This is a genomic window from Nocardiopsis suaedae (assembly GCF_027706745.1).
In the GTDB taxonomy this organism is placed as follows: Bacteria; Actinomycetota; Actinomycetes; order Streptosporangiales; family Streptosporangiaceae; genus Nocardiopsis_A; species Nocardiopsis_A suaedae.
In genome coordinates this window covers 14054-38647 of record NZ_JAQFWP010000054.1, presented here as the reverse complement: position 1 = coordinate 38647, position 24594 = coordinate 14054, and the positions used below count along the sequence as shown (strand labels likewise).

The window sequence follows — 24594 nt, the reverse complement described above, 5'->3', positions numbered from 1 at the left end:
TACTCACGGACCGCAGATTAGCGCCTCCGCGCCCCGCCCCGAGGCGACCGGACCCGCCCGCCCTCTAGGCTCTGGGCATGAAACTCCTCGTCCGCGAACGCATCTTCGACATCGGCGACGACTTCTGGGTGACCGACGAGAACGGCGAGCGCGCCTTCTGGGTCGACGGCAAGGCCCTGCGGCTGCGCACCACCTTCGAGCTCAAGGACCCCGAGGGCCGGCTCCTGCTGACCATCCGGGAGAAGAAGCTCGCCATCCGCGACACCATGCGCATCGAACGCGACGGCGGGACCGTCGCCACCGTCCGCCGCAACCTGATCAGCCCCTTCCGCGACCGGCTGACCGTCGAACTCGAGGACGGCACCGAATGGGAGGTGGCCGGGGACCTCCTGGACAAGGAGTACGCCATCAGCGACCAGGGCGGCCCCGTCGCCTCCATCTCCCGCAAGTGGTTCTCCCTGCGCGACACCTACGCCGTGGACGTCAACACCTACCGCACCGACGCCGGAGGCGACCCCGCGCTGGTGACCGCCGTCGCCGTGGCCGTCGACGCGATCGGCGAGGAACGGCGGGAAGAAGAGGAGGAGGACTGACCCCCCGCGCCCGCCTCGCCTGGCTCGTCCGGTTCGGCCTGCTCCAGGCCTCCTCCTGCGCCTTCGCCGGGTGCCTGCTCGCCGGGCTCGCCCTGTCCACCCTGCTGCCCGGCGCCGTCCCCCGCTACGACGCCCTCCTGGCCTACGGCATCGCCCTGACCACCGCCTTCTGGGCACTGCGCCTGGAGACCGGCCGCGAGGTGCTGGCCATCCTCGGCTTCCACGTCGTCGGCCTGGTCTTCGAGCTGTTCAAGGTGCACATGGGGTCTTGGTCCTACCCCGAGCCCGCCCTCACCAAGATCGGCGGCGTCCCGCTGTACAGCGGCTTCATGTACGCCGCCGTCGGCAGCTACGTCGTGCGCTCCTGGCGCCTGCTCGACCTGCGCCTGACCGGCTACCGCCCGCTGGCCACCGCCGCCGTCGCCGCCCTCATCTACACCAACTTCCTCACCCACCACTGGCTGCCCGACATCCGCCTGCCCCTGGCCGCCGCCATGGTCGCCGCCACCTGGGGAGTGTGGGTGCACTACACCGTCGGCGCCACCCGCCACCGCATGCCGCTGGCCCTGTCGTTCGTGCTCATCGGGTTCTTCCTGTGGGTCGCCGAGAACGCCTCCACCCTCATGGGCGCCTGGCAGTACCCGCACCAGGCCGACGCCTGGGCCATGGTCCACCCCGCCAAGTTCGGCGCCTGGGCGCTGCTGGTCACCGTCGCCTTCACCCTCGTCGCCACGTGGAAGGTGCGCCGCTCGCCCGCTGCCCCCGCCACGCCTTAGGCTGGTGACCAGCCATGACCAAGAAAACGCATTCACCGATCGGGGCGCACGTCCCCGTGTCCGGCGGCCTGGCCACCAAGGGCCTGGCCTACGCGTCCGAGATCGGGGCCGAGACGGTCCAGGTCTTCGTCGGCAACCCCCGCGGCTGGGCGGTCACCGACGGCGACCCCGCCGAGGACGCCGCCCTGCGCGAGCGCACGGACATCCCGAACTTCATCCACGCGCCCTACCTCATCAACCTGGGCACACCCGACGACGCCGTCGGCGACAAGTCGCTGTCCGCCTTGGAGCACGCGCTGCGGCGCGGCGCCGACATCGGCGCCGGGGGCGTGGTCGTGCACACCGGCTCGGCGGTGCGCGGCGGCCGCGACGAGGGCCTGGCACGCATGCGCGACCGCCTGCTGCCGCTGCTGAAGCGCCTCGGCGACAGCGTGCCGCCGGTCCTGCTGGAACCCATGGCGGGGCAGGGCCAGGTGCTCTGCGCCACCGTGGACGACCTGGCCGGGTACCTCGACGCACTGGACTGGCACCCGCGCGCGCAGGTGTGCCTGGACACCTGCCACGTGTTCGCCGCGGGCCACGACATCTCCAGCCGGGAGGGCATGCGCACCATGCTCGACCGCTTCGACGAGGTGGTCGGCGCCGACCGGCTGAAGCTCATCCACGCCAACGACTCCAAGGCGGAGTGCGGCAGCAACAAGGACCGCCACGAGAACATCGGTGTGGGGCAGATCGGGGCCGACCCGTTCGCCGAACTGTTCGTCCACCCGGTCACCGCCGGGGTCCCGTTGACCCTGGAGACCCCCGGCCCGGCCGCCCCGCACGCCAAGGACGTCCAAAAGCTCAAGGAACTCCGCACCGAGGTGACGGGCTCCTAGGGGCGCCTGGCCTCAGGCGTGGCCCAGGGCCGCCTCGTCGCCCTGGTCCGCGCCTTCGGCGTCCGTCCTCGGCTCGCTCACCCGCGCCTCGGCCGAACCGCCCCGGCGGACCGTGACCGCCAGCCCGGCACCCCCGTCGCCGGTGTCCACCACCATCGTGTCCCCTTCGGTCGCGTCGCCGTCCAGCAGCATCCGCGACAGCCGGTTGCCCAGCTCCCGCTGGACCGTGCGGCGCAGCGGCCGCGCACCGAACTCGGGCTTGTACCCCAGCTCCCCCAGACGGTCCTTGGCCGCGTCGCTCACTTCCAGCGCGATGCCCTGGCCCCGCAGCCGCTCCCGCGTCTTCTCCAGCATCAGGTCCACGATGCGGCGCAGCTGCACCTGGTCCAGCCGGTGGAACACGATCGTCTCGTCGATCCGGTTGACCAGCTCCGGGCGCATCGACCGCAGCAGCAGGTCCATGACCTTCTCCCGCAGCTCCTCCTCACCGCCCGACCAGTCCAGGATCATCTCCGCGCCGACGTTGCTGGTCATGATGACCACCGTGTTGCTGAAGTCGACCGTGTGCCCCTGACCGTCGGTCAGCCGCCCGTCGTCCAGCAGCTGCAGCAGGATGTTGATGACGTCCGGGTGCGCCTTCTCGACCTCGTCCAGCAGCACCACCGAGTGCGGGCGCCGCCGCACCGGCTCGGTCAGCTGCCCCGCCTCCTCGTACCCCACATAGCCGGGAGGCGCCCCGATCAGACGGCTCACCGTGTGCTTCTCGCCGTACTCGCTCATGTCGATGCGGACCATGTGGTCCTCACCGCCGAACAGCACCTCCGCCAGCGCGCGCGCCAGCTCGGTCTTGCCCACGCCCGTCGGGCCGAGGAACAGGAAGCTCCCCTCGGGGCGGTCGGGGTCGGACAACCCGGCCCGCGCGCGCCGCACCGCCTCGGCGACCGCCACCACGGCCTCGTCCTGGCCGACCACCCGCTCGTGCATGTGCTCTTCCAGGCGCACCAGCCGGTCCCGCTCCTCCTCGGTGAGCTGCGACACCGGGATGCCCGTCCGCCGCGACACCACCTCGGCCACGTCCGTCGCCGTCACCAGCGGGACCTCGTCCCTTCCGCCGCGCGCCGCCTCCAGCTCGGGGCGCAGCCGCTCGATCTCCTCGCGCAGCTCCTTGGCCCGGTCGAAGTCCTCGGCCGCCACCGCCTGGTCCTTGTCCCGGTGCAGCGCCTCCAGGCGCTCCTCCATCTCCTTGGCGTCGTCGGCCGGGGTCAGTGACCGCAGCCGCACCCGCGCCGCCGCCTGGTCCATCAGGTCGATCGCCTTGTCCGGCAGGAACCGGTCGGAGACGTAGCGGTCCGACAGCCGCGCCGCCGCGTCCAACGCGTCATCGCCGATGCGCACCTGGTGGTGCGCCTCGTAGGTGTCCCGCAGGCCCGACAGGATGCCGATCGTGTCGTCCACGCTCGGCTCGGCCACGAACACCGGCTGGAACCGCCGCTCCAGGGCGGCGTCCTTCTCGATGTTCTTGCGGTACTCGTCCACCGTCGTCGCCGAGATCACGTGCAGCTCGCCCCGCGCAAGCGCGGGCTTGAGGATGTTCGCCGCGTCCATCCCGCCCTCGGACGAGCCCGCGCCGATCAGCGTGTGCACCTCGTCGATGAAGACGATGACCTCATCGGAGTGCTCACGGATCTCGTCGATGACCTTCTTGATGCGCTCCTCGAACTCGCCCCGGTACTTCGACCCGGCGACCATGCCCGTCAGGTCCAGCGCCACCACCCGGCGCCCCTTGAGGGTCTCCGGGACGCTTCCGTTGACGATCCGCTGGGCGATGCCCTCCACGATCGCCGTCTTGCCCACGCCGGGCTCCCCGATCAGGCACGGGTTGTTCTTGGTCCGCCGCGACAGGACCTCGATCGCCTGCTCGATCTCCTCCTCGCGGCCCACCACCGGGTCCAGGGACCCCTCCGAGGCCTCACCGGTCAGATCGCGCCCGTACTCGTCGAGCGTCGGCGTCGACGACGGGCCGCGCCCCTGGCCGCCCGGCGCCCCGGACCCCGATAGCCCGGCCCCCGAGCGCGCGGCCCGCGCACCGGTGGTCATGGCCTCCTGGAGCGTGTTGGCGTCCACGCCCTGCTCCTGAAGGAGGCGGGCGGCCTGCGACTGCGGGTTGGCGGCCAGCGCCAGCAGCAGGTGTTCGACGCCGACGTAGCTGGACTCCAGCGCGCGGGAGATGCGCAGCGCGTCCTGCAGGGTGCGCTTGGCGGCCGGGGACAGGGTCTCGGGCGCCTCCCCGGGCCTGCCGTCCCCCGTCAGGTCGGCGATGCGCGCCGCCAGCGCCGAGGTGTCGGCCCCGGCGGCGGCGAGGATCTGCTTGGCGGGGTCGGTGTCGGCGGCGGCCGCCAGGAGGTCGACCACGTCCAGATCGGGTGCGCCGCGCCTGCCCGCCCGCTCCAGCGCCTCGCCTACCAGCTCGCGTGCGGGCTCGCTGAGCAGCCTGCCGATGTCGACGCGCTGGACCCCGCCCGCCCGCGGCGGCCACACGTCGGCCCCCGGGCCGCCCATCATCCGGCCGCTCAGGTAGTCGAAACGGCGGAACGCGTCGTCGAACATGGAGCCGAAAGGCGATTCGCTCACGGCTTCCTCCCCAGTGTCTCGGGTTCACTCAGGCCGGTGGCGCCTGGCCAGGGGGGGAAGTCGGCACCGCTGCCCACTGTCGCGAACGCCCTGGCAGCGGACAACAATCGAGGCCCAAAAGTTCCCCCATGCGGCTCACTCCCGGTCGGCAACGGCGTGCCGGACCCGCTCCCCCTCCGCGTCCGCTTGGGCCGGTTCCACCTGCTCGATCTCCACCTCCAGCGGCCGCTCCTGCACCGGCGGTGCGGGGCGCCTGCGCCGCCACGCCCATACGCCCGCGGCGACGGCCGCCGCGGCCAGGCCTCCGCCGGCGATCCAGCCCAGCGGCGGGGACGGGGCGATGGGCATGGTGTGCGATGCGCAGTCCACCAGGCCCGCGCCGGGGCGGGGGCGGACGCACGCGATGGTGGTCAGCCGCTCGAACCCCGGGTCGGGCTCGCCGACGTGCCCGGTGACGCCGACGAAGGTCTCGGCGTCGGCGGGCAGGCCGCGCTTCCAGGACGCCTGCATCGGCCCGATCTCACCCTCGTCGGAGGCGTGCGGCTCCTCCAGGCCGGGCGGGAGCAGTTGGACGATGACCGCGTCGGGGTGGTCCTCGCCGCTGTGGTTCTCCACCTCGACCGTGTACTCCAGCTCGTCGCCCGGCCGGAGGCCCTGCTCGACGGGGGTGATCCCGACGGCGAAGCCCGCCTCCCCGGGCGCCGCGCCCCCGTTCTCCGCCGCGGCCGGAGCCGCGGGGACCAGCGCGGCCGCCAGGACGGCCCCGGCCGCCGCGATGCGCGGATGCTGCACGGAAAACGCCCCCTGATCACTTTTCGCATTCACATGACTACTCACCGTTGGTGATGTTGATAACACGGAGGCGGCCGGGCGGGGCCGCGCCATGCCGACGACCCGCGCCTTGACGACGTAGATCAGGAGATTCCCGACTTGTCCGTTCCGCCCGGCCCAGAACCCGGAAAATCCCCGTCGGCCCGGCGCCACCGCGCCCCGCGTCTGGGCGACAATGAGGGGACGGTGCGGGCTCTCCCCCACCGGGACGGAAAGGTGGTGCGCCAACGTGGACCCGGTGACACTCGTGGTCGGTGCCGCGGTCGCCCTCGCCGGGGTGTTCGTCGGGCGGATGCTCCCCCGCCGCGACCGCGCCCCGCAGCGGACGCTCCCCGAGCACCCCCCGCCGCAGCAGGCCCGGAGCCCCCAACCCATCTGCGGCTGCGGGCACCACCTGGTCTTCCACGACAAGCAGAGCAGGCTCTGCCAGGCCCAGGTGATCATCCCCGGCCGGTGGACCGGCCAGCACGGCGGCACCTACGCCCAGTGCAAGTGCCAGGGCTACCGCGGCCCGGTCCCGGTCGACGAGTTCTACGCGCCGGACCTGCTGGAGGACAACGGCCCCTGAGGGCCCACGGGCGCCCCGCTCACGCCCACGCCATGCGCTGGGCCGTGGTCACGTCCGCCGGGTCGGTGCCGTGGTGGACGTCCAGGACCTCCCGCCCGCGGCCGCTCGCGGCGTAGACCGGCGCCCCCGCCGACACCCAGGTGTTCCACGCCCCCTGGAACGCGCCCGCGTCCTCCTTGTTGCGGGCGAAGACCGAGGGCACCGCGTGGTACACCGCCCTGTTCTCCGCCGGGTCGCCGCGAAGGAGGGCCTTCGCGGCCGCCTCCGCGGCTTCGCCGTCCGCCGGGACCTCCACCACATAGCGGGGGACGATGTAGCGCGGGCTCCCCACCAGCGGCGCCAACAGTTCGTCCAAGGCCTCGGTGAACTCCTCCGCCGCCTCAGGGCCCGCCCCGGTGAGCGTGTAGCGGTACACCCCGTCCGCGTCGACGGAGATGCGCACGTTCTGCGCTCCGGCGCCGGAACGGCCCAGCGCCTTGAGGGCGTCCGCCACCGCGCACGCGTACCGGGCCGAGTCGACGGGGCGTGCCGCCTCCCGCAGCCGTCCGACGGCCGCGCGCAGGCGCCGCCGGGCCGCGCTCCTCTGCGCCGCGACGGCGGCGAGCACCAAGCCCGCACCGACCGCGGCCGCTACGGGCCATCCCGGTATCCCCACGACCGCCAGCACGAGGAAGAGGCCTCCGACCGCCCCCAGCCCGACCGCGGGGAACGAGAGTGCTCGGCGCTCGGCGTCGGCCGTGCCGCGCTCCGCGGGCAGGGCCCGCGGCGGTGACAGGGTGTGCCCCGCCCCGGCGGCCGGGAAGGGCGACGCATCGGCCGCAGGTTCCGCGTTCGGCCGCACGCGCAGGGTCGGCAGCAGGTCGTCACGGTACGGGCGGCCGATGTTCCACCGCTCGCGCGTCTCCCCACGGCGCTCCGCGCGCGCGAGCATGCGCGCGTTGAGCGCGTCCAAGGCCTCCTCGGCGGGCGGCTCGAACGGCGAGAACGACGGGTCCACGTGCGCGACGCCGCTCATCACCTCGCCGTCGGCGTCCACCCCCAGGTACCCCTCGTGCTTGCGGACGAACCGCTCCCAGTCCGCAGCGCCCCTGGGGTGCCCCTCGGCCACGCACACCACCGTCCACGTGTGCGCGGTCTTCTCCGGCCATGTGGGGTCGAGCCGCAGCGCGCGCCCCCTGCTCTGCACGACCGACGTGGGGGTGGTGGCGGTCGTCGCGTCCACGACGGTGTTCACCCCTCGGGCGTCCCACCCCTCCCCCAGCAGCGCGCGCGTACCGACCAGCGCCCGGCACCGCCCCTCCTCGAAGAACCGGGTGACCAGGCCGACCCAGACCCGGGAACTCCACGGCCCCTCGACACGGCAGAGCCGCCCGGCCGGTTCGGCGCGCAGGGCCAGGCCGGGGCGGTGCTCCCCGGCGAACGCGATGAACGCCTCCGCCGTCTCCGGGGCGGCCGCCACGGTCCGCCCGGTGACCAGCATCGGGTGCAGGGCGGCCGTGCGCTCGTCTCCGGCGAGGAGTTCGAGCTGGAGCCACGCCGACCCCGCGTCGTCGTCGAGCACGCCGCGCAGGCGGGCCGGGGCGCGCGCCGTGGCGCGTTCGTGGTCGCACAGGACCAGGGCGCGCAACCGCTCCCCCGTCGCCGCTCCCTCCGCCGCCACGATCTCGACGGCCGCATAGGACTTGGAGGCGCTGCGGGCGACGACCCGGTCGACCGGCGAGGCGCCCCGGCGCACTCCGCGCTTGGTGAGGTGGTAGCCGACCGCCGGGAGCGCGGAGCGCAGGCGCTCGCGGGCCGCCCGGTCGCGGTCGGTGTCCGAACCGGTGAGGCAGTGGCGCGCGTAGTCGCCGATCAGCGCGGTCCAGTCCTCCGCGCGCGGGGGATGGCGGTGGCGTTCCAGCAGACGCGCCCCGTCGGGGAGGTCGCACAGCCCGCCGTGGTGCAGCCGGAGCACCGCGTCGGCCAGATCGGGCTCCTGCCCGGCGAGGCGCGACCACGGCAGCCGCGCGCCGCCCTCGGTCTGCCGGTCATGGAAGCGGGCGCGGACCCAGGCGAGGAAATCGGTCTCGGCGAACCCGGGCTCGAGCAGGTCGGTGCACATCTCGGTGAAGCGCGCCCCCTGTTCGGACAGGTAGTCGCGCTCGACGGGTGTACACCGCGTCACATAGGCCAGCTCGGCGAACGGCGCCAGGTAGCCGTCGCGGACCAGGGCGGGGATGGAGGCGCCGGTGACGGGCGGGCCGAAGAGCCGGTCCACCAGTTCGCTCTCCGAGGCCGTCAGGCTGGCGGCGGGTGTGCCGGTCAGGCCGATCACGTAGGCGTCGTCGAGCTCGGCCAGGACCTCGTCGAGCAGTCGCCCCCAGGCCTGCAGGAGGTGGTGGCACTCGTCGAGGAGCACCGTCAGGGGCCCGGCGGCGTGCAGGGCGTCGACGAGCGCCGCGCCGTTGGCGTGCAGCCGCTCCTTGAGGGAGGACGCCGCGCGGCCCTTTTCGCGGCCCTCCTCGTCGGTCTCGGCGTCCGGGTCGAACACCGCGAGGGACTGGTAGGTGAGGACGGAGACGTCGTCCTGGAGGGCGCGGCCGGTCCCGGCCTCGCAGCCGTCGGGCCGTTCGAACGCGTGCCAGTGCGCGGCCCATTGGCCCTGGATGGCGGTGTTGGGCGCGAAGACGACGGTGCGGCGTCCCAGGCGCCGCGCGGCCTCCAGCCCGACGAGGGTCTTGCCCGCACCGGGCGGCAGGACGATCCAGGTGCGCCGCCGCCCCTCGCCCCACAGCTCGTCCACCTGTTTGAGGACCGAGCGCTGGTAGGGCCGCAACTCGCCGGGCCAGCGCGTCCCGGCGAGGGCGGGCGAAGGCGGGTGTGGGGCCATCCGCCCAGCATAGGTCGCCGGGCGGACGGCCCCTCGGCCGCTGCTCGCGGGTCAGGCGATGCGCTCCTTGATCCACTGCCCGGCCGGCTTGAGGCTGTCGCCGCTCCAGGGGCCGCCCGCGTCGCAGGTCCCCTCCTCGAACACCGCGCCCGAGCGGTGGTCGTCGGAGTAGTTCCAGTTGGTCCAGCTGATGCCGCGCTCCTCCATCAGGTCGATGTAGCGCTGGGCGCTTTCGAAGTCGTTGGGGCCGTCGCCGGTGTACTCCTGGGTGCCGAACTCGGTGACGAACATCGGGATCTGCTGGGAGGCCCGGTCCAGCGCGGACAGGTACGCGTCGTGGTGGGAGGCCGCATAGAAGTGGAAGGTGTACATGATCTGCTCGGCGTCGACCGGGTCGTCGACGACCTCCTGCTCGTCGGAGCCCTCCGAGACGCCCAGCGAGGACCAGCCGCGGGTGCCGACCAGCACGACCGAGTCGGGGTCGTGCTCGCGGATGACCGGGATGACCTCTTCGGCGTAGGACTTGATGGACGCCCAGGACACGCCGTGGGGCTCGTTGGCGATCTCGTAGAGGACGTTGCCGTTCCCGCCGTGCCGGGAGCCGATCTCGGCGAAGAACTCCTTGGCGGCCGGGGTGTTGGCGTTGGGGTCGCCGGGGTTGAGCGTGTGCCAGTCGACGACGACGTACACACCGCGCGCGGTGACCTCGTCGATCAGGGAGCTGACCAGCTCGGTGAAGCCTTCGGGGTCGGTCTCGTAGCCGCCCTCCTGGACGTACATGGACAGGCGGACGACGTCGGCGCCCCAGTCCTGCGCGAGGGCGTCGATCGAGCCGCCGGTCATGCAGTGCTCGAACCACTGCAGCCCGTGGCTGCTCATGCCCTTGAGCTGGACCGGCCGCCCGTCCTCACCGCACAGGGTGGTGCCGCAGACGCTCAGGGCGCCGTAGTCGTCGACGGGCCCGGCGGCGGCCGGGGCGGAGCCGGACGCGGGCGTCGCGTCGGCGGCGGGGGCGGGGGCGCAGGCCGCGAGAGCGGCGAGTGAGGCGGCGGCCGCGACGGCGGGAAGAGGGCGGTGGGGCGTAGGGGGACTGAAGGGGGACCTCAATGGGCTCTCCATCGTAAGCGGGGATGATGGGGTGCCCGCTGGGCCTGCGGTTCCCCGTCCGCCCCCCTCATCGGACGGAACGCGGCCCCGCGGGTCTACCGGTCCGTGCGTCGGCAACATAACGCAGCGGTCACCCCACGGCAATACTCGGATGCACAGCGTTCCCATCGCCGCACCGCACAGCCGCCCGGGTGCGGTTTCCCGCACCCGGGCGGAAGGGGCGCCCCATGGCGGCGGCTCCGCCGCGCCCTCTAACGTTTCCAGGCGGCCCCGAGTCGCACCGTCCCGATCACCCATCGCACACCGCCACTGGGAGGAACACCGTTGGAGGGCCTGAAGTGGACGCGGCTGCCGGTCGCCGTCGCACTCGGCGCCGCGACCGCGCTGGCGGGCCTGCTGGTCCTCGCCGCCGCCGTTCCGGCCCTGGCGGTCGCCTCGCCCTCCCCCCGGGCGCGGCGCGGGGTCGCCGCCTGGGTACGGCGCTGCGCGGGGCGCCTGGTGGAGCTGGAGCGGCGGCGCTTCGACGCGTTCGGCCTGACCTCCCCCGGCGGCCCGGCACCCGACTCCGCCCCGCGCGCGTTCGGCTACCTGGCCTCCCGCGCGCTGCCAGGGGCGCTCGGCACGCTGACCGTGGGCCTGCTGGCGATCGGCACGGTACTGGCCCTCATCGTGCTGGCGGCACTGCTCCGCGGCCGGGTCGACCTGCCCGAACCGGTCGTGCGCGCGCTGAGCCACGACGTCGCGTCCGGCGCGTCGGAGAGCGGGATGGGGCTGCTGGAGTTCCTCGGGCAGGTGGTCATCGGTGCGGCGCTGCTCATGCTGAACCTGCAGGCGATGGCGAGCGTGACGGCGCTGGACCGGCGCATCTCCGCGGCCTACCTGGCGCCCAGCGAGCGCGAGCGGCTGGAGCGCCGTGTCAGCGAGCTGGCGGAGAGCCGCGCCGGGGTGATCACCGCTGTCGACGCCGAGCGCCGCCGTATCGAGCGCGACCTGCACGACGGGCTGCAGCAGCGGTTGGTCGCCCTGGGGATGCTGCTCGGGCGGGCGCTGCGCAGCGACGACCCGCAGCGCGCGGCCGAGCTGGTCGCCCAGGCGCGCGAGTCGACGGGGCTGGCCGTGGAGGAGCTGCGGGAGGTGGCCTGGCGGGTGTACCCGTCGGGCCTGGACTCGGCGGGCCTGGAGAAGGTGCTGGCCCTGATCGCGGAGCGGTCCAGCCTGCCGGTGGAGGTCGACTGCGCCCTGCCGGTGCGGCCCGCCCTGGAGGTGGAGACCGTGCTTTACTTCGTCGTGTCCGAGGCGATCACCAACGCGGCCAAACACGCGGGGGCAGGCCTCGTGACGGTCCGGATCAGCGAGGAGGACGGGATGGTCACCGCGCGCGTGCGCGACGACGGCGCAGGGGGCGCCGCCCCGGAGGGGGCGGGGCTGTCCGGGCTGGCCCGGCGAGTGGCGGCGCTGGACGGGACCTTCGCCGTGGACAGCCCGGCCGGAGGGCCGACGGAGCTTCGGGCGGTGCTGCCGTGCGGGTGATCCTGGCGGAGGACTCGGCGCTGTTCCGGGACGGGCTGGCGCGCCTGCTGGCCGACGAGGGCCACGAGGTGGCGGCCGCGGTCGCGCACGCCGACGACCTGCTGGCGGCGGTGCGGCGGGAGCGGCCCGACGTCGTCATCGCCGACGTGCGGATGCCGCCCACGCACACCGACGACGGGCTGCGGGCCGCCCTGGAGGTGCGCAAGAGCCTGCCGGAGGTGGGCATCCTCGTGCTGTCGCAGTACGTGGAGACGCGCTACGCCGCCGAACTGCTGGCCGAGCGCTCCGAAGGCGTGGGGTACGTCCTCAAGGACCGGGTGATGCACGTGGAGGAGTTCCTCGACGTGCTGGACCGGGTGGCGGCCGGGGCGACCGCCCTCGACCCGGAGGTGGTGCGCCGCCTGATGGACGGGCGCGGCCGCACGGAGCCGCTGGGGCGGCTGACCGAGCGGGAGCGCGAGGTGCTGCACACCATGGCGCAGGGGCACACCAACGCGGCGATCTCGGAGAAGCTGCACCTGTCGCTGAGCGCGATCGAGAAGCACATCAACGCGATCTTCGACAAGCTCGACCTGTCGGGAAGGCCGGGGTACAGCCGCAGGGTGCTGGCGATCCTGCGGTACCTCGACCTCTGACCCGCCGCACAGATGAGTTTCCGCGCCGCCGGAGGTCTCCACCTGGGAGCCGATCCCACGACGCCCCCTGGAGGTTTTCCAATGGATCCGGTTATCGAGGCCAACGGCGCCACGCTCGGCGTCGAGCACTTCGGCGACACGGCGGGACCGCTGGTCCTTCTCGCGGGCGGCCCGACCATGCTCTCCTGGCCTGACGCGCTGTGCGAAGCCCTGGCACGGAGCGGGCACCACGTGGTGCGCTTCGACCTGCGCGATTCCGGCGCCTCGACCACCGGCGACCCCGGGGCCCCGGCGTACACGCTGCGCGATCTGGCCGCCGACGCCGCGGCGCTCGCCCGCGCTCTCGACGACCGGCCGGCGCACCTGGCGGGCATCGGCGTCGGAGGGATGGTCGCCCAGGTCGCCGCGCTCGACCACCCGGAGGCGTTCTCGGCCCTCACCCTCGCCGGAACGCGGCCCGTCGCCCCGGGCCCCGTCGACGACGACCTGCCCGACCATGACGCGCCCACGATGGACCGGCTGTTCTCGCGTCCGATGCCCGACTGGTCCGACCGTGCCGCGGTGGCGGAGTTCGCCGCCTCGGGCGCGGAGATCCTCGGCGACGACCCCGCCGCCGCGCAGGCGGTCGCCGAACGCATCTTCGATCGCGCACCGGGCACGGAGCCCGCGGTGCAGATGGCCAATCACCTGGGCACGGTGTTCGCCAAGCTCGACTGCACACCGCGGTGGCGTGAGCGCCTGCCCGAAATCGCGGTCCCGACGCTGGTGGTGCACGGTGCCCGCAACCGGTTCTTCCCGGTCGGCAACGGCGAAGCGCTCGCGCGCGAGATCCCCCGGGCGCGGCTGCTCGTGCTCGACCACGCCGCGACGGCGATCCCCCGCACGGCCACCGGTGAGGTCGCGGCGGCGATGACCGCGGGCCGGGGATGACGCTCCGGCACGTCGTGGCGTCCTCAATCGGCCTGCTGTTCGGCCAGGCGGACCGAGCCGGTGATCGCCCGGTGGAAGACCACGGTCACGGCCGTGATGATCAGTCCTCCGACGACGACCGGGATCGCCAGGTCGATCCGGCCCAGGACGCCGCCGAGCAGGGCGCCGACGGGGGCCAGGCCCCATCCGAGGGCCTTGCGCACGCCCTCCACGCGCCCGAAGAGGCCGTTGGGCGTGATGGCATGCAGAACGGCGTACCCCATCGCGTTCGCCGTCAGGTTGGCCGCCCCCAACAGCCCCCAGAGCAGCGCCGCCGCCCACGGCGACGCCATCGCCCCCATGGCGGCCAGGAAGAGACCCCCGAGCACGAACCCGCCCGTGATGAGCACCCGCTTGGAGATGCGGCGCGCGAGCGGGGCCGCGACGGCCGCACCCGCCAGCGCCCCCACCGCGGACGCCGCCACGAACACCCCGAACAGGTGCGGCGGCACCCCCAGCTTCTGCTGGACGAACAGGACCAGCACCGAAGACGCCGTCTGGAAGCCGAGGCCGAGCCCGAGGGTGAGCCCTACCAGCCCCGCCTGCACCCGGTTTCGGGCCAGGTAGCGGAAGCCGACGCGGGTGTCGGCGGCGACCGAGCGGAGCACCGCACGCCGAGGGGGCCGCCCCTCGCCCTGCACCTCTGCCTGCCCTTCTGCCTCCTCGGCCGTGGGGACCCGGCGCGCGGTCGCCGGGACCGCGATGAGCACGACGGCGCTCAGGAGGTAGGCCAGACCGCCCGTGGCCACGGGGAGTGCGGCGGCGGCACCGAAGAGGACCCCTGCGACGGGGGCACCCGCGAAGTCCTCGGTGACGACGCGGCCGCCCTCCATACGGCTGTTGGCCACGTCGAGCCGGTCCCGCGCGACGATCACCGGGACGTGGGCGCGGGCTGCGCTGTCGTAGACGGTCTCGCACACCATGACGGTGAACATGACGGCGTAGAGGGCCCAGATCGTGGCGTTCCCGGTCGCCAGGAGCGCGGCGAGGAGCCCCATGGCCGAGGCCCGCACGAGGGCGACGGCGCGCATGGCGCGAACGCGGTCGACCCGGTCGACGACGGCCCCGGAGAGGACCCCGAAGAGGAGCCACGGAAGGAACCGGACCGCCGTGAGGCCGCCGACCAGCAGCGGATCGGAGGTGAGGAGCGCGGCGACCAGGGGAAGAGCGGTGAGCATCATCCCGTCCGCGAGGTTCCCCGCCGTGTACGCACCCCAGAACCGTCGGAACACGGGGCCCAGTCCACGCCGCTCCCGGCCGGCGTCGGCCTCTGCGTGCTCGGTCACGACCACCGCCCCCGCTTTCCTCGGCCGTCGCCGTCAAGGCGGTCGGAGCCGCTGGGAGGCTCCACTGTCGAGCGCTCCGGCGGCGCGGTGCACCTGGTTTTCTCCGGGCCGGTGCCGCGTGCGTCCAGGTGGGGGAAGACGAAGATCTGCGTCTCCACGACCGTGGTGCCGGGGCGGACGCGGCCCGGGTCCTCTCCCTCCGTACGGCCCCGCCACCGCTCCATGACCGCTGTGAGCTCGGCGGTGAGTTCGGCGGCCTCGGCGCGGGTCAGCTGGAGGACGTAGTCGGCGTCGGCGGTCGCCTCGACCCACGGGACGACCTCCGCGGGGTTCTCCTCGGCGAAGGACCACCAGCGTGCGCGCCGATCGGAGCGCCCTTGGTCCAGCGCGTCGAGGACGACCCCGGCGGCCTCCCGTGTCGCCGGGTCGCGGCGGTGGGCGAACCCGCGCAGGCTGTAGCCGCCGGGGACCCGCCGCCACCACCGCTCGCGCCCGCCCGGAGCGCGGTCGGGGTCGTCCTCGACGAAGCCGTGCCGGGACAGCACCCGCAGGTGGTAACTGGTGGAGCCGCTGTTCTCCCCCAGCCGGGCGGCGAGCAGCGTGGCGGTGGAAGGGCCGCCGATGGCCAGTTCTTCCATGAGCCTCATCCGGAGCGGATGGGCGAGCCCGCGCAGGGTCTCCGCATCGACCTGGCGGAGTGGGGGCGCGGGAGGGACGTCTTCGTGTTCGTGCGGATTCATGGGCGGGACGCTATGGCAGAGGTTCCTTTGCAGAGATTCCTTGACAGTTTCCGGCCAGGCGTCCTGTTTTCGCTGGTGATGAGGTTGGGAGAGGCAGATGAACCGCTTTTGGGCACCCACGACGACAGAACGGAGGACCCGGCCGCGGGCGCCCTTTGCGGTCGTGTGCCGCGCTATGCCTCGCCGCCGATGTCGGGGCGGCGGTCGGTGAAGAGGTGGACGCCGTCGGCGAGGTTGTGGGAGCGGTGGGAGAGGTGGTCGGCGTCGAGAAGCGAACGGTAGGGGCGGGCGGCACGCCGGGGCGGGTCGTCGAGTTCGGCGAGGAAGCGGTTGACGTCGGGCTGGACGAGGGTGGGCGCGTGGTCGGCGTCGCGGTCGCGGGCGGTGGCGATCCAGAGGTTGTCGGTGCGGCGGATGGACCACCGGTGGCCGTAATAGGTGCGGAGGAGTTCGAGGAGGGGGTCGCGGTCGCCGGTCATCGGAGGCCTCCCCGGAGGGCGGCCAGGACCTGGTGCAGGTCCCGCGAGCGGTGGACGGCGGCGATCGCGCGGTCGGCTTCGAGCACGAGGAGATAGGGCCGTACCCGGGATGCGGGTGGGTGGTTTCGGCGGATAGTGTCCATCTGTCGTCAGCTCCAGTTAGCTGGTGGCCACGCCCCCGGACGGCTGCCACCGTCGCGGGGGTCTTTTCAGGGCCATCAGCCTCACCGCTCACCCGTAATTCGGGAGCTGCCTATCTGTCGGCCAATCTGTAGGCCAGACTGGGACCATGCCCCCCGAAGCATTCGGCGACATGGTCCGGAAAGCCCGACAGGTCCGCGGATGGTCGCAAGCGCGCCTCGCCGAAGAGCTGTGCCGCGTCTCCGAGCGGCCGACGGTCACTCGGCAAGAAGTCTCCCGCTGGGAAACCGGGCGACGCATCCCACGGTTCTGGCTTCGCCACCTGGCCGCCGCTCTTGAGATACCGCGGGCTCGTCTGGAAGAAGCGACCGTCGACCGTTCCGGCTCGCCGACGGCGGCCCCGCTCCTCCCAGAGGGGGACCCGCTCGCTCCGCTTCGTACTGCCGGTGGGAGGCGCGTCGGGCAGGATGCCGCACGCGGCGTCGCTACGCGTGTCCACGCGCTACGGCTCGCCGATGACGTCCTGGCCGGTGGCGACCTGATCGCCCCCGCACGACGGGAGCTGTCCGCCGCCGTTCGCCTGTATCGGGAAGGTGCGCATTCCGAGTCCGTCGGACGCGCGCTCTTGGCGGCGATCGGCGAATTCGCCCAGATCACCGGGTGGATCGAATCCGACGCCGGTCAGCATGACCATGCCGAGTCCACCTACCGGCTCGGCCTGTCGGCCGCCCGTGAGGCAGGGGATGCGACCCTCGCGGGGAACCTCGCCGGGTCGCTCGCCTACCAGTGGTCGAACACCGGCCGGGAGACCGATGGCCTCGCCCTCGCGCAGGCCGCTGTCACTGAGGCCGGACCGCACGCGGTCCCCAAAGCGCGTGCGCTCTTCCACGGCCGCGTCGCCTGGGCTCACGCGAAACTGAACGACGCCCGGCCCGCAATGCACGCTCTCGACAAGGCACATGAAGACCTGGAGGACGAGGAGACAGAGCCCGCCCCCGAATGGGCCTACTGGGTCAGCGCCGACGAACTCCGCATTATGGACGCACGGGTGTACACCGAACTCCATCGTCCCCTTCGCGCAGTACCACTCCTCCGCGAAGTCCTGGAGCGCTACGACGCCACGCACACCCGTGAGCTCGCGCTGTACCTCTCCTGGCTGGCGGTCGCTTATGCGGACGCCAACGAACCCGAAGCGGCGGCCGAGACCGCTACACGGGTAATGGAACTCTCGGCGGAGATCACCAGCGACCGTACGGCCGAACGATCGCGCATCGTACTCCAGCGTCTCACCGCGTACTCCGACGTCCCCGAGGTCCGCGCCCTTCTCGATGCCGCCTGATCCGGTTCTCTCCTCGGAGCCCCCTCCCCGGCCGTGAACGGGCTACGCCGGTCCCCTCGGACGGGGTCCTTCGCCCCCGTGGGGCCCACCCGACCGGATCTGGTGCGCGCCCCGCCCGTGGACGTTCATGGAAGCAGACGAGGAAAGGAGCCTTCCATGGACTGGCCCACCGCGGCGATCATCATCGCGATCATCCTCGGCGTGGCGTTCACCGCCACCGCCCTCGGCACGACCTTCATGGTCAGGGGCCAGAAGGAGGAGAAGAAGAACAAGAAGGAACGGTAAGGGCCCCGCATCCGGCGGGCGCGGTCGGCGGGCCCGCTAATCCGTCCGCCCCTGCCTCCCGGCGGCCGTAGGCGGCGTCCTCTTCCCCCCGAACCTCCTGCGCAGGAACAGCGCCCCCAGCACCACCGCCACCGCCCCACCGATCCACGGCAGGGCGCGCCCCGTCTCCGACGCCAGTGCCTCGCCGAGCGCGCCGCCCTCCGAGGCCTCCACGGCCGCGGCCGGGCCGCCCTTGCCGGTCCCCAGCACGCCCTTCCCGTCGAGCTCCACCAGCATGCCGTCCAACGACTCGCGCACCGAGTCCTCCACCTTCCCGAAGAACACGGCCCCCTCCAGCGACCCCCAGTTCCCGCCGGCGTCCTCCCCGCCCTTCACCGGGGAGCCCGTGATCGCGCCCGCGCCGTCCACCGCGTACACCGCGACCGGCCCGTCCGCCCCCTGCGCCACCGCCGCCGCCAGCGCGTCATCGCCGGGTCCCGTCCCGCCGGTCTCCAGGAACGCTCCTTGCGGCACGACCGCCACGCGCACGGGCTCCTCTCCCCCGTCGCGCTCAGCGAGCGCCGCGTCCACCTTCTCCGCGTCGCCCTCCTCCAGGTCGGTGGCGGCCAGCGGGTGGACGTACAAGTGCCCCTCGGCCAACCCCTCCCGGGCGTCCTCGACCACTCCCCCGTACACGGCCCCCGCGAACGACGCCACCGCCGCGCCCAGCTCCCCCTTCGCGCCGGCCGCCCCCTCGGGCAGCACGGACGTGATCTCCGAGGGCTTCGGCCCCTCCTCCCCCGTCGCCGGGGTCAGCTCGAACGCCCCGTCCCGCCACTGGGCCAGCAGCGCGCTCCCGTCCCCGCCGAGCGGGGCCAGCATCTCCTCCGCCAGCTCGTCGGCCCCCTGGCCGTCGGCGACGTCAGCGAGCGCCGGGACCACCGCGACCCGCACGTCCTCCAGCCCGCCGAGCCTCCGCGCCAGCGCTTCGGCGTCGGCCCCCGGGAAGCCCTCCGCGATGGACGGGTCGACGTACACCCGCTTCCCCGACTCTGCCGCCCTGCGCACGGCCCCGCGCAGGTCCCGGTCGATCAGGTCCACGACCCCCGCCACGCGCTCCAGGGGCCGACCGGCCGACGAGGCGAAGTGCTCGTCCAGCTCCCCGTCGGTGACGGCGGCGGGACCGACCCACGACCAGCCGAAGTCGGGCTCCTCTGCCGGGGCGCCGCCATTGCGCACCGCGGCGACGTACAGCCCCGGCCGTCCGACCCGCGCGGCCGTCCGCTCCGCGGCCTCCTCCGCGTCGCCCTTGGACAGGACCTCCGCCCGCACGACCACGTCGGCGCTCTCCAGCCGCGCCCGCGCGTAGTCCTCCACCTGTTCGGCCCGCGCGCGCTCGGTGGGCCCCGCCCCGCCGTCCCCGGCGCCGCCGTCGATGTGGACGACCTCGCCGGAGGCGAACGCCTCCACAGCGGCATCGACCCCGTCCCCCCGCGCCGACGCCCCCGCGGGCACCGCCGGGGCCGCCCCCAGGACCGGCCCCGCGACCGCCGCCAGGCACACCAGAGCACCGGCCCGCACGGCCTTCCGCATTCCCAGAACCTCCGCATCCCCGCGCCCGGGACCCAGGCCCGGCCAGGTTAGCCCACCCCCTTTGCCCGCGTTTCGTCGGGCCCGAATCCGCGTGCGCACATCGACGCAGTTCACAGCGGGTAGGAGTCCCCCATGGACGGAACCGTGACACTGAACCTGCTGATGGCACTGGTGCTGCTCGTCGGGATCCTCGCCCTGATCGGAACCGTGGGCATGCTGATGAAGCACGAGAGCGACCGGGCCCACCGGTGACCGGACCGGGAGAGAAACGGAAAAAGACGCACGCGAGAGGGGCGCCCCCTACGGGGCGCCCCTCCTGTCGTACCTGTCGTACCTGTCGCGCCGGATGAGCGGCGGCGGTCGCCGCCCGCCCCGCTACCAGCGCAGCTGCGCGGCCACGCCCTCGTCCTCGGACAGCACGTCCGCCGCCTTCTCCGGCAGCACCGTCACCTCGGACCCGTTGCCGAGCGCCATCTCGATCATGCGCTCGCCCATGTCGCGCTCGGGCGCCATCTCCGCCTTGTCGACGCCTGGGGGCACCTCGCCCTGCGGGAAGTAGGCGCCGTCGGGCGTCCGCTGCCCCGGCATCCGGGCGGCCCCGTCGAGGAACAGGTGCGCCACCCGCCCCTCGCGGAAGGCCCCCAGCACGTCGCTCAGCCCCACGGCGCCCGAACCGCCGGACAGGGCCGCGTCCCGCGCCTTCTGCGCAGTGTCCCTGGCGCCCTGCACGCGCACCGCCTCGATCTCCGGGCCGATCTGCGCGGCGATCTCCGGCGGCGTGCGGGTCTCCACCACCTGCCCCAGCACGATGATGTCCCGGTGGCTGTCCTGGGCGAAGCGCCCCCGCAGCGGCTCGGTGAGCTGCGGCTCGCCGGTGATGGCCACCGACGACCACCCGCACTCGTCGGCGATCCGCTTGAGCTGCGGGCGCATGTCGTTCAGGTACCGCAGCATGTGCTCGGCGACCTTGTGGTTGAAGCGGTCGATCTGCCCCGAGGCGCGGTTGAACGTGCGCGGGTGGCCGCGCGCGGGACCGCGCATCTCGCGCCAGTCCTCATCATCGAGCTCGATCGGCAGCCAGGTGATGTCCTTGGCGGTGCCGAAGCGCATGTCCACCACGCGCACCCCGTCCGCCGACACCGCCAGCACGCCGGCCGGGGCCCCGGTGGCCACCGCCGCCGCCAGCGGCCGCAGGTAGGCGGTGCGCTCCAGCACCGCGCAGTCCTCCAGCGGCATCTGCATCGTGTACACCCGCACGTCATCGCTGCTGACCGGGGCGAACAGGGCGCGCCCGACCCCCGACTCGGCACCGCTGTCCAGGACATCGTCGAGCTGCGGGCGCAGCGCCTCCAGACGCGCCAGAACCGCCTCCTTGCGCCGCTTGTCGCCGTTGGAGCTCACCTCGTTGCGCAGGGCGGTGATCTCGTTGGCGACCTGCAGGCGCCATGCGGGGGAGGACGACCGGTCGCGCGGGTCGGCGGTGGCGTAGACGGACAGCACCCCCATGTCGTCCGTCATCGTCGCAAGGTCTCGGAGCGATGTCTGGTCAAGGAGCACGTTCATCCCGCCAATCGTCGCGATGTGCTCGCCCCGGAGGGCCGGGGAGAGATCCCTTCCTGCATAACAGGAGATCAGGAGGCATATCAACGGTCGGTCGGGATCGCACCATGCCGGATCCAAGAAATCCCGCCGCCCGGTGTGACAAGGCGGCGGCGCCCCAGGAGAATGCAGCGTGGACAATCCGACGAAGATGGACAAGGCAACGTGACGACCTCTATCGAACAGCGGATCGCCGAGGAGCTCGGGGTCGCCGGGAAGCAGACGGCGGCCGCCATCGGGCTGCTCGACGAGGGCAGCACCGTCCCGTTCATCGCCCGGTACCGCAAGGAGGCCACCGGGGGCCTGGACGACGCCCAGCTGCGCACCCTCGAAGAGCGCCTCCGCTACCTGCGGGAGCTGGAGGACCGGCGCACCAGCGTGCTGGAGTCGATCGACTCCCAGGGCAAGCTCACCGACGAGCTCCGGGCGAGCATCATGGCGGCCGATTCCAAGGCCCGCCTGGAGGACATCTACCTGCCCTACAAGCCCAAGCGGCGCACCAAGGCGCAGATCGCCCGCGAGGCGGGCCTGGAGCCCCTGGCCGACCTGCTGCTGGGCGACCCCGGGCAGGACCCCGACGGCAGCGCCGCGTCCTACGTCGACGCCGACAAGGGGGTGGCCGACGCCAAGGCCGCGCTCGACGGCGCCCGCGCCATCCTCGTCGAGCGCTTCGCCGAGGACGCCGACCTCGTCGGCGACCTGCGCGAGCGCATGTGGGAGCGGGGCCGGGCGGTGTCCCGGGTCAAGGAGGGCAAGGAGCAGGAGGGCGAGAAGTTCGCCGACTACTTCGACTTCTCCGAGCCGCTGACCGCGCTGCCCGCGCACCGGGTGCTGGCGCTGTTCCGCGGCGAGAAGGAGGACGTGCTCGCCCTGACCCTGGACCCCGAGCCCGAGGACGCCGGCGAGGGCGCCGAGCCGGGGCCGACGGTGTACGAGCGGGCGATCGCCTCCCGGTACGACATCGCCGACCGGGGCCGCCCGGCCGACCGGTGGCTGCAGGACACGGTCCGCTGGGCCTGGCGCACGCGCGTGTTCGTGCGCCTGGACATCGACCTGCGGATGCGGCTGTGGCAGTCCGCCGAGGACGAGGGCGTGCGCGTGTTCGCGGCGAACCTGCGCGACCTGCTGCTGGCCGCCCCGGCCGGGCAGCGCGCCACGATCGGCCTGGACCCGGGCCTGCGCACCGGGGTGAAGGTGGCGGTGACCGACGGCACCGGCAAAGTGGTGGCCACCGACACGGTCTACCCGCACGCGCCGCGCAACCGCTGGGACGAGTCGATCGCGGCGCTGGCGAAGCTGGCCGCCGAGCACGGGGCCGACCTGGTGGCGATCGGCAACGGCACCGCCTCGCGGGAGACCGACCGGCTGGCCGCCGACCTGATCAAGCGGCACCCGGAGCTGAACCTCACCAAGGTGATGGTGTCCGAGGCGGGCGCGTCGGTGTACTCGGCCTCCGCCTACGCCTCGCAGGAGCTGCCGGAGCTGGACGTGTCCCTGCGCGGGGCGGTGTCCATCGCGCGGCGGCTGCAGGACCCGCTGGCCGAGCTGGTCAAGATCGACCCCAAGTCGATCGGTGTGGGCCAGTACCAGCACGACATCTCCGAGGCGAAGCTGTCGCGGACCCTGGACGGCGTGGTCGAGGACTGTGTGAACGCGGTGGGCGTGGACGTCAACACGGCGTCGGCGCCGCTGCTGACGCGGGTGTCGGGCATCGGGTCGACGCTGGCCGACAACATCGTGGCGCACCGGGACGGCAACGGGCCGTTCCGCACCCGCGGCGACCTGAAGCAGGTGGCGCGGCTCGGGCCGAAGGCGTTCGAGCAGTGCGCGGGCTTCCTGCGCATCCCCGGCGGGGACGATCCGCTGGACGCCTCCAGCGTCCACCCGGAGGCCTACCCGGTGGTGCGGCGCATCATCGACCGCACCGGGACGGGGCTGACCGGCCTCATCGGCGACGGGAAGCGGCTGCGGGGGCTGCGCCCGGAGGACTTCACCGATGAGGCGTTCGGGGTGCCGACGGTCAGCGACATCCTCAAGGAGCTGGAGAAGCCGGGCCGCGACCCGCGCCCGGCGTTCGCCACCGCGTCCTTCAAGGAGGGCGTGGAGACGCTGTCCGACCTGGAGCCGGGGATGCTCCTGGAGGGGACGGTCACCAACGTGGCCGCCTTCGGGGCGTTCGTGGACGTGGGCGTCCACCAGGACGGGCTGGTGCACGTGTCGGCGATGGCCAAGCGGTTCGTGGAGGACCCGCGGGAGATCGTCAAGCCCGGCGACATCGTGCGGGTGAAGGTGATGGACGTCGACGTGCGGCGCAAGCGGATCTCGCTGACGATGCGCCTGGACGACGAGGTCGAGGGCGCCGCCAAGGGCGGCGGCGCCGAAAGCGAGGCCGGTTCCGGCGGCGGTGGCGGTGGCGGTGGCGGCCGGGGCGGTCAGGGCCGTCGCGGCGGCGGAGGCCAGCGCGGCGGCAAGTCCGGTGGCGGCAAGCCGGGCGGGGGCAAGGGCCGCAGCGGCGCCTCCGAGCCGGGCGGCGCCATGGCCGACGCCCTGCGCAAGGCGGGCCTGGACAAGCTGCGCTGACCGCGCGGTCGGCGGCCCCGGCCCGGGCCGCCGGTCACTGAGCGGGCGGGGGTCCTACCCCCGCCCGCTCCTTCGTGTAAAGGGACCGACGGACCGGCTCAGGGGACGTCGGTCGCCGCTTCTCCGGGACCAAGGCCGTCGAAATGCCGCGCTCGCCCGTCTTTGCCGAGCTTCACCCTGTACCTCCGCTCTTGCGCACTAGGCTTGCCTCCTTATCGCGGAGTGGACGCTGTGGCTGAAGCGAAACGGGTGACCATCATGGCCGCAGATGACAGACCCCTCACGGATGACCGGCCCCTCACGGGCCCGGCCGGAAGACGGCGGGCACCGGCGTGGTCGGCGGCGGGGTGCCTCATCGCACTGGCGCTGGCGGGGTGCGCGCTCGACGACCCCGCCGCGGTCGACACCGGGAGCGGGGCGGCGGAACCCTCGCCCTCGGAGTCCGCCGAGGCGGCGCTCCCCGACGGGGTCCCCGAGGACGCCCAGGCCGCCGAGGTGGAAGAGGTCCTCGGCGCCGACTCGGTGAAGGTGCTGGCGCTCGGCGGCGGGACGGACGGCCCACTCCCCGAAGGGGAGAGCGCGCAGGTCCTGTTCTCCGGGATCGACGCCCCCGCCTCCGGGGAGTGCTTCACGGACGAGGCCGCGGACCGCACCGAGCTGCTGCTCGCCCCGGGTGACACCGTCTACATCGGCGACGCCGACGACACCGGGGACGGGCTGCTCGCCCAGGTGTGGAGCGCCGACGGCACCTGGGTGAACGAGGACCTCCTGAGCAGCGGGCACGCCGAGTACGCGTCGGTGGACGACTCGGCCGACCGGGCGGCCGACCTGCAGGAGGCGGCGGACGGGGCCGAAGACGCGGGCGAAGGGCTGTGGACCGAGTGCGCACCCGAGCCGCCGCCCGAGCCGGAGCCGCCCCAGGAGCCGGAGGAGCCCGCCGCCCCGGAGGTGGAGGAGCCGGAGCCGGCGGAGCCCCCGGAACCGGCCGAGCCCGAGGAGCCGGAGGAGCCCGCGGCGCCGGACGGGGGGATCATCATGGCCCCGTCCGGGAAGCACTACGCGGCCGGGCAGTTCTGCAAGCACGACCACCTGGGCATGACCACCCAGGACGCGTCGGGCCACACCCTGTTGTGCTCCTTCCACGACGGCGAGGCCAACGCCCGCTGGAAGCGCGTGTAGAACCGGG

The 24594-nt window shown here is 73.4% G+C and carries 20 protein-coding genes; 11 read left to right on the top strand and 9 right to left on the bottom strand.

The genetic code is table 11. The features are described 5' to 3' along the window. Nucleotides 1-77: 77 nt before the first annotated feature. The 3 genes from O4U47_RS23165 to O4U47_RS23155 are packed head-to-tail and all read left to right on the top strand — an operon-like array spanning nt 78 to nt 2247. Nucleotides 78-593: an LURP-one-related/scramblase family protein gene (locus O4U47_RS23165; protein ID WP_270680055.1), complete on the top strand. Its 516-nt coding sequence runs from the start codon at nt 78-80 to the stop codon at nt 591-593. Further along, complete coding sequence (locus O4U47_RS23160) at nt 590-1369, top strand: DUF817 domain-containing protein (RefSeq protein WP_270680066.1); 780 nt, start codon at nt 590-592, stop codon at nt 1367-1369. Before O4U47_RS23165 ends, O4U47_RS23160 begins: the two co-directional genes overlap by 4 nt. 14 nt (nt 1370-1383) lie before the next feature. Then, complete coding sequence (locus O4U47_RS23155; RefSeq protein WP_270680054.1) at nt 1384-2247, top strand: deoxyribonuclease IV; 864 nt, start codon at nt 1384-1386, stop codon at nt 2245-2247. A gap of 12 nt (nt 2248-2259) precedes the next feature. Here the strand turns inward: O4U47_RS23155 and O4U47_RS23150 are convergent, their stop codons facing one another. After that, nucleotides 2260-4878 carry an ATP-dependent Clp protease ATP-binding subunit gene (locus O4U47_RS23150; RefSeq protein ID WP_270680053.1) on the bottom strand — a complete coding sequence of 873 codons (2619 nt, stop codon included), beginning with the start codon at nt 4876-4878 and terminating at the stop codon, nt 2260-2262. A gap of 135 nt (nt 4879-5013) precedes the next feature. Further along, complete coding sequence (locus O4U47_RS23145; RefSeq protein ID WP_270680052.1) at nt 5014-5670, bottom strand: DUF11 domain-containing protein; 657 nt, start codon at nt 5668-5670, stop codon at nt 5014-5016. A gap of 268 nt (nt 5671-5938) precedes the next feature. On the opposite strand from O4U47_RS23145, the gene O4U47_RS23140 reads away from it, so the two are divergent. Further along, nucleotides 5939-6277, top strand: a complete 339-nt coding sequence (locus O4U47_RS23140; protein WP_270680051.1) for a hypothetical protein — start codon at nt 5939-5941, stop codon at nt 6275-6277. Between the two features lie 19 nt (nt 6278-6296). Here the strand turns inward: O4U47_RS23140 and O4U47_RS23135 are convergent, their stop codons facing one another. Both O4U47_RS23135 and O4U47_RS23130 read right to left on the bottom strand, forming a co-directional pair. Next, a complete protein-coding gene (locus O4U47_RS23135) occupies nt 6297-9146 on the bottom strand; it encodes a DEAD/DEAH box helicase family protein (RefSeq protein WP_270680050.1) in 2850 nt (949 codons plus the stop codon). A 51-nt stretch (nt 9147-9197) separates the two neighbouring features. Beyond that, nucleotides 9198-10265, bottom strand: a complete 1068-nt coding sequence (locus O4U47_RS23130) for a glycoside hydrolase family 5 protein (RefSeq protein WP_408639015.1) — start codon at nt 10263-10265, stop codon at nt 9198-9200. 312 nt (nt 10266-10577) lie between these two features. Between O4U47_RS23130 and O4U47_RS23125 the strand changes: the two genes are divergently transcribed. From O4U47_RS23125 to O4U47_RS23115, 3 genes are all read left to right on the top strand, one after another. Continuing rightward, nucleotides 10578-11783 (top strand): sensor histidine kinase, encoded by a 1206-nt coding sequence (locus O4U47_RS23125; RefSeq protein ID WP_270680048.1) that lies wholly within the window; start codon nt 10578-10580, stop codon nt 11781-11783. After that, nucleotides 11774-12418 (top strand): response regulator, encoded by a 645-nt coding sequence (locus O4U47_RS23120; protein ID WP_270680047.1) that lies wholly within the window; start codon nt 11774-11776, stop codon nt 12416-12418. The genes O4U47_RS23125 and O4U47_RS23120 overlap by 10 nt, the downstream gene beginning before the upstream one ends. 81 nt (nt 12419-12499) lie before the next feature. Then, nucleotides 12500-13348, top strand: coding sequence for an alpha/beta fold hydrolase (locus O4U47_RS23115; RefSeq protein ID WP_270680046.1), 849 nt, complete (start codon nt 12500-12502; stop codon nt 13346-13348). 23 nt (nt 13349-13371) lie between these two features. Here O4U47_RS23115 and O4U47_RS23110 read toward each other — a convergent pair whose 3' ends face one another. The 3 genes from O4U47_RS23110 to O4U47_RS23100 form a co-directional block, all read right to left on the bottom strand. Next, nucleotides 13372-14673, bottom strand: a complete 1302-nt coding sequence (locus tag O4U47_RS23110) for an MFS transporter (RefSeq protein WP_270680045.1) — start codon at nt 14671-14673, stop codon at nt 13372-13374. Beyond that, entirely contained in the window at nt 14670-15413 is a 744-nt protein-coding gene (locus O4U47_RS23105) for an ArsR/SmtB family transcription factor (RefSeq protein WP_270680044.1), read from the bottom strand. Before O4U47_RS23105 ends, O4U47_RS23110 begins: the two co-directional genes overlap by 4 nt. Before the next feature lie 173 nt (nt 15414-15586). After that, a complete protein-coding gene (locus O4U47_RS23100) occupies nt 15587-15892 on the bottom strand; it encodes a hypothetical protein (protein ID WP_270680043.1) in 306 nt (101 codons plus the stop codon). Between the two features lie 289 nt (nt 15893-16181). Between O4U47_RS23100 and O4U47_RS23095 the strand changes: the two genes are divergently transcribed. Next, nucleotides 16182-17372, top strand: a complete 1191-nt coding sequence (locus O4U47_RS23095) for a helix-turn-helix transcriptional regulator (protein ID WP_270680042.1) — start codon at nt 16182-16184, stop codon at nt 17370-17372. A 156-nt stretch (nt 17373-17528) separates the two neighbouring features. Continuing rightward, nucleotides 17529-17657 (top strand): hypothetical protein, encoded by a 129-nt coding sequence (locus O4U47_RS23090; protein WP_270680041.1) that lies wholly within the window; start codon nt 17529-17531, stop codon nt 17655-17657. Between the two features lie 36 nt (nt 17658-17693). Here the strand turns inward: O4U47_RS23090 and O4U47_RS23085 are convergent, their stop codons facing one another. Together O4U47_RS23085 and O4U47_RS23080 are read right to left on the bottom strand one after the other, a co-directional pair. Next, nucleotides 17694-19229 (bottom strand): hypothetical protein, encoded by a 1536-nt coding sequence (locus O4U47_RS23085; protein ID WP_270680040.1) that lies wholly within the window; start codon nt 19227-19229, stop codon nt 17694-17696. A 375-nt stretch (nt 19230-19604) separates the two neighbouring features. Then, a complete protein-coding gene (locus tag O4U47_RS23080) occupies nt 19605-20747 on the bottom strand; it encodes a VLRF1 family aeRF1-type release factor (RefSeq protein WP_270680039.1) in 1143 nt (380 codons plus the stop codon). 246 nt (nt 20748-20993) lie between these two features. On the opposite strand from O4U47_RS23080, the gene O4U47_RS23075 reads away from it, so the two are divergent. Beyond that, nucleotides 20994-23408: a Tex family protein gene (locus O4U47_RS23075; RefSeq protein ID WP_270680038.1), complete on the top strand. Its 2415-nt coding sequence runs from the start codon at nt 20994-20996 to the stop codon at nt 23406-23408. 258 nt (nt 23409-23666) lie between these two features. After that, nucleotides 23667-24587 carry a thermonuclease family protein gene (locus O4U47_RS23070; RefSeq protein WP_270680037.1) on the top strand — a complete coding sequence of 307 codons (921 nt, stop codon included), beginning with the start codon at nt 23667-23669 and terminating at the stop codon, nt 24585-24587. The last annotated feature ends 7 nt before the right edge of the window (nt 24588-24594 follow it).